Genomic DNA, 3,742 nt, shown 5'->3' on the forward strand with positions numbered 1-3,742 from the left:
TTAAAGAATTTCGATTTTGTATTCTCTAAAACTATTTTAATTGATTTTAAAGAATATTAAAAATTTATATTATAATGGAATTATATATTTAAGGCTGGGAAATATATAATTTATTTAGTAATATACATTAGTAGTTTTATAAATGGGATTATGTATATTTTACTAATTTGATTGTAATTTTTATTAAATTATTTTGAAGTGATTATTATGGTAAATATTCCTGAATTAAAAAGAGGTGTAGCTAACGACATTACTGAAGCGATAGGTAATACTCCTCTTGTAAGATTAAACAAATTAACAGAAGGATTGGAAGCTGATGTGCTTGTTAAAATCGAATCTTTCAATCCAGTAAGCAGTGTAAAAGATCGTATTGCAGTTTCCTTAATTGAAGCTGCTGAAAAAGAAGGTAAAATTGATAAGGATACTGTTATCATTGAGCCTACAAGTGGAAATACTGGTATTGGCCTTTCCTTTGTGGCAGCGGCTAAAGGTTATAAGTTAATATTGACAATGCCTGAAACCATGTCCATTGAAAGAAGGAAATTGCTTGCAGTCTTTGGTGCTGAAATTGTCTTGACTCCTGGTAGTGAAGGTATGGGAGGAGCTATTGCAAAAGCTGCAGAGCTTGCTGAAAACACTCCAAATTCATTCACTCCACAACAGTTTGAAAATAAGGCAAATTCTGAAATTCACAGATTGACTACAGGTCCTGAAATCTATAGGGACACTGATGGTGAAGTTGACATTGTTGTATCAGCTGCCGGAACCGGCGGTACAATAACCGGTATTGCTCAATACATCAAGGAACAAAAACCGGAATTCCAAGCTGTTGTTGTAGAACCTGAAAGCTCTCAAACCTTAGGTAAAGGAGTGAAAGGACCTCACAAGATTCAAGGTATTGGTCCTGGTTTTGTACCTGGCGTTCTTGAAACCGATATCATTGATGAAATTGTTCCTGTAAAGGATGAGGATGCAGGCAGTACCTTATTGAAATTGGCTCGTGAAGAAGGTATTTTTGCAGGTATTTCTTCAGGTGCAGCTACTTGGGCTGGTTTGGAACTTGCTAAACGTCCTGAAAACAAGGGAAAAACCATTGTAGTTATTTTACCTGATACCGGTGAAAGATACTTGTCTACTGAATGGGTATTCCAAGAATTATACGATGCCTACGATGATTCTGTTTTCCCATCTAATTAGATTTAATTTTTTATTTAGTTAATTTTAATTAATTTTTATTAATTTTAATTAATTTAAAAATTATTTTAATTAATTTTTATTAATTTAAAAATTATTTTAATTAATTTTTCATTTGATTTTATTCTAATTCATTTTTTTATTTATTTTAATTTTATTCATTCATTATTGTTTTTAAAATTCAAGGATTGTTTTTATGGTGGAATTATTAGCTCCTGCTGGAAACTTCATATCACTTAGAAGTGCATTGGAAAATGGTGCTGATGCTGTTTATATTGGGCTGGAAGAATCCAATATGAGAATAAATGCAAGCAACTTTTCCCTTGATGATATAAAGGAAGCAAGTAGGATAACAAAGGAATACGATGCTAAATTGTATGTTTGTGCAAATACCATAATGAAGGATGATGATGTTGAAAGGTTAAGAAAGCAATTGCCTTATATCAGTGAATATGGTGCAGATGGAATCATTTTATCTGATTTGGCATTGATTGATCTTGTTTTGGAAAATAATCTTGAACCACACATAAGCGTTCAGGAAAACACCACCAATTTCTATTCCTTAAAGGCCCTTGAAAAGCTTGGAGTCAAAAGGGCAATCCTTTCAAGGGAATTGTCTCTGGATGAGATTCGGGAAATTATAAGAAAGCTTAAGGAAAGCGATTCCAAAATAGAGACTGAAGTTTTCATTCATGGAGCAATGTGTATGGCCATTTCAGGCAGATGCTTTTTAAGCTATGGTCTTTATGGCAGAAGTGCAAACTGTGGTGATTGTCTTCAGCCCTGCCGAAAGGAATGGAAACTTGTTTTTGAGGAAAATGATAATGACAATGTAACAAACACCGCAGATTGTGAGGATGAATCATTCATAATCACCCAATCCTATGATGAGACCTATAGGACAAATTTCTTCTCTCCAAAGGATATGGCATTGATTGAGCATATTCCAGAACTTATTGAATCAGGAATAGATTCCTTTAAGATTGAGGGAAGGGCTCGCTCTCCAGACTATGTGGCTGCAGCTGTAAAGGTCTATAGGCAAGCCATTGACTTGTATTATGAGGATGGTGAAAATTGGAAATTCAATCCTGAATGGATGGAAGAGCTTATGAAGGTCTTCAACCGTGGTTATGATACAGGTTTTTATTTTAATGTTCCATATGAGAAAAGTGAGGATAACCAGTCAAAATTCATAAAGAAGGACATTGGAAAGGTTGTTAATTATTATAATAAAATCAAGGTTGCAGAATTCAGGATTTGGGACGATTTGGCTATTGGCGATGAGATTATGGTTCAGGGTCCTACAACAGGTTCAATAACTCATATTGTTGATTCAATGCAGATAGATGGAAAAGCTATTGAAAAAGCTGAAAAGGGGTCTAATGTTGCTGTAGCTATTGAAAACAAGTTGAGAGAAAGTGATTACGTTTATAAGTTGATTCCCCGTGAGGAAAAATGAATTTAATAATTTGAAGTTTTATTATTTTAATTTAATTTTTATTTTTAAATTAAATTTTAATAATTAGATTAAATTTTTATAATTAGATTAAATTTTTATTTTTAAATTAAATTTTTATATAAATTTCACAAAAAATTATCTATGATGAAATATTTAAATAATGTTTAATAATTTATAATTCTTATATTTCAAGTATTGTTTTAATTAAAGATTTTGGTGTAATGATGGAAAAGCAGAAGAAAATAGCTATCTATGGTAAAGGTGGTATAGGTAAAAGTACTACAGTAGCTAATATTGCAGCTGCATATAGTGAGGCTAATAAGAGGGTCATGGTTATTGGCTGTGATCCTAAATCAGATACTACAAGAACCCTTTGCGGTAAAAGAATACCTACAATCGTAAATACCTTGAAAGATAACAGAAATCCTGAACTTTCAGATTTGGTTTTTGAAGGATTCAATGGCATCAAATGTGTTGAAAGCGGAGGTCCGGAACCTGGTGTAGGCTGTGCTGGACGTGGTGTTATTGTGGCTATGAAACGTTTGGAGAATTTAAATGCTTTTGATGAGGATTTTGATGTAATTATCTATGATGTTTTAGGTGATGTTGTCTGCGGAGGTTTTTCTGTACCTCTCAGGGAGGATTATGCTGATGAGGTATTCATTGTATCTTCAGGAGAATATATGTCATTATATGCTGCAAATAACATTTCCAAGGGTATTAAAAAGCTTAAGGGAAACCTTGGAGGCATAGTCTGCAATTGTAAGGGAATTGAGAACGAGGAAGATATTGTTAATTCCTTTGCAGAGGAGATTGGAACTCAGGTTATTGGAGTAATTGGAAGAAGCAATCTGATTCAAAGAAGTGAATTGGACGCCAAGACAGTTGTTGAATATGCTCCCGGGTCAAAGGAAGCTGAAGATTACAGAACTTTGGCAAATGAGATTTTTGAAAATGAAAAATATTTCACTCCAGAACCAATGGAAGACGAAGACTTTGAGAATTTCTTCAAATCCTTTTTAGATTAAATATTTTTTATTTTTAAGTTTTTTAATATTTTAATTATTTTTTAATTTTTTAATTATTTTT

General features: G+C 32.7%; 3 protein-coding genes. All 3 read left to right on the top strand.

The annotated features are described in order from the left end of the window. The first annotated feature begins 207 nt into the window (after window positions 1-207). The 3 genes from cysK (at window position 208) to cfbC (ending at window position 3,681) form a co-directional block, all read left to right on the top strand. Window positions 208-1,197, top strand: coding sequence for a cysteine synthase A (gene cysK, locus Q0138_RS02975; RefSeq protein WP_297980716.1), 990 nt, complete (start codon window positions 208-210; stop codon window positions 1,195-1,197). A 193-nt stretch (window positions 1,198-1,390) separates the two neighbouring features. After that, window positions 1,391-2,653, top strand: a complete 1,263-nt coding sequence (locus Q0138_RS02980; RefSeq protein ID WP_297980720.1) for a peptidase U32 family protein — start codon at window positions 1,391-1,393, stop codon at window positions 2,651-2,653. 224 nt (window positions 2,654-2,877) lie between these two features. Continuing rightward, complete coding sequence (gene cfbC / locus Q0138_RS02985) at window positions 2,878-3,681, top strand: Ni-sirohydrochlorin a,c-diamide reductive cyclase ATP-dependent reductase subunit (RefSeq protein WP_297980723.1); 804 nt, start codon at window positions 2,878-2,880, stop codon at window positions 3,679-3,681. Window positions 3,682-3,742: the final 61 nt, after the last annotated feature.

The organism is uncultured Methanobrevibacter sp. (assembly GCF_937906425.1).
Lineage (GTDB): Archaea > Methanobacteriota > Methanobacteria > Methanobacteriales > Methanobacteriaceae > Methanobrevibacter.

Coding starts and splice junctions, on each gene's coding strand:
- cysK (WP_297980716.1), top strand. CDS start 208: ATGGTAAATATTCCTGAATTAAAAAGAGGTGTAGCTAACGACATTACT.
- Q0138_RS02980 (WP_297980720.1), top strand. CDS start 1,391: ATGGTGGAATTATTAGCTCCTGCTGGAAACTTCATATCACTTAGAAGT.
- cfbC (WP_297980723.1), top strand. CDS start 2,878: ATGGAAAAGCAGAAGAAAATAGCTATCTATGGTAAAGGTGGTATAGGT.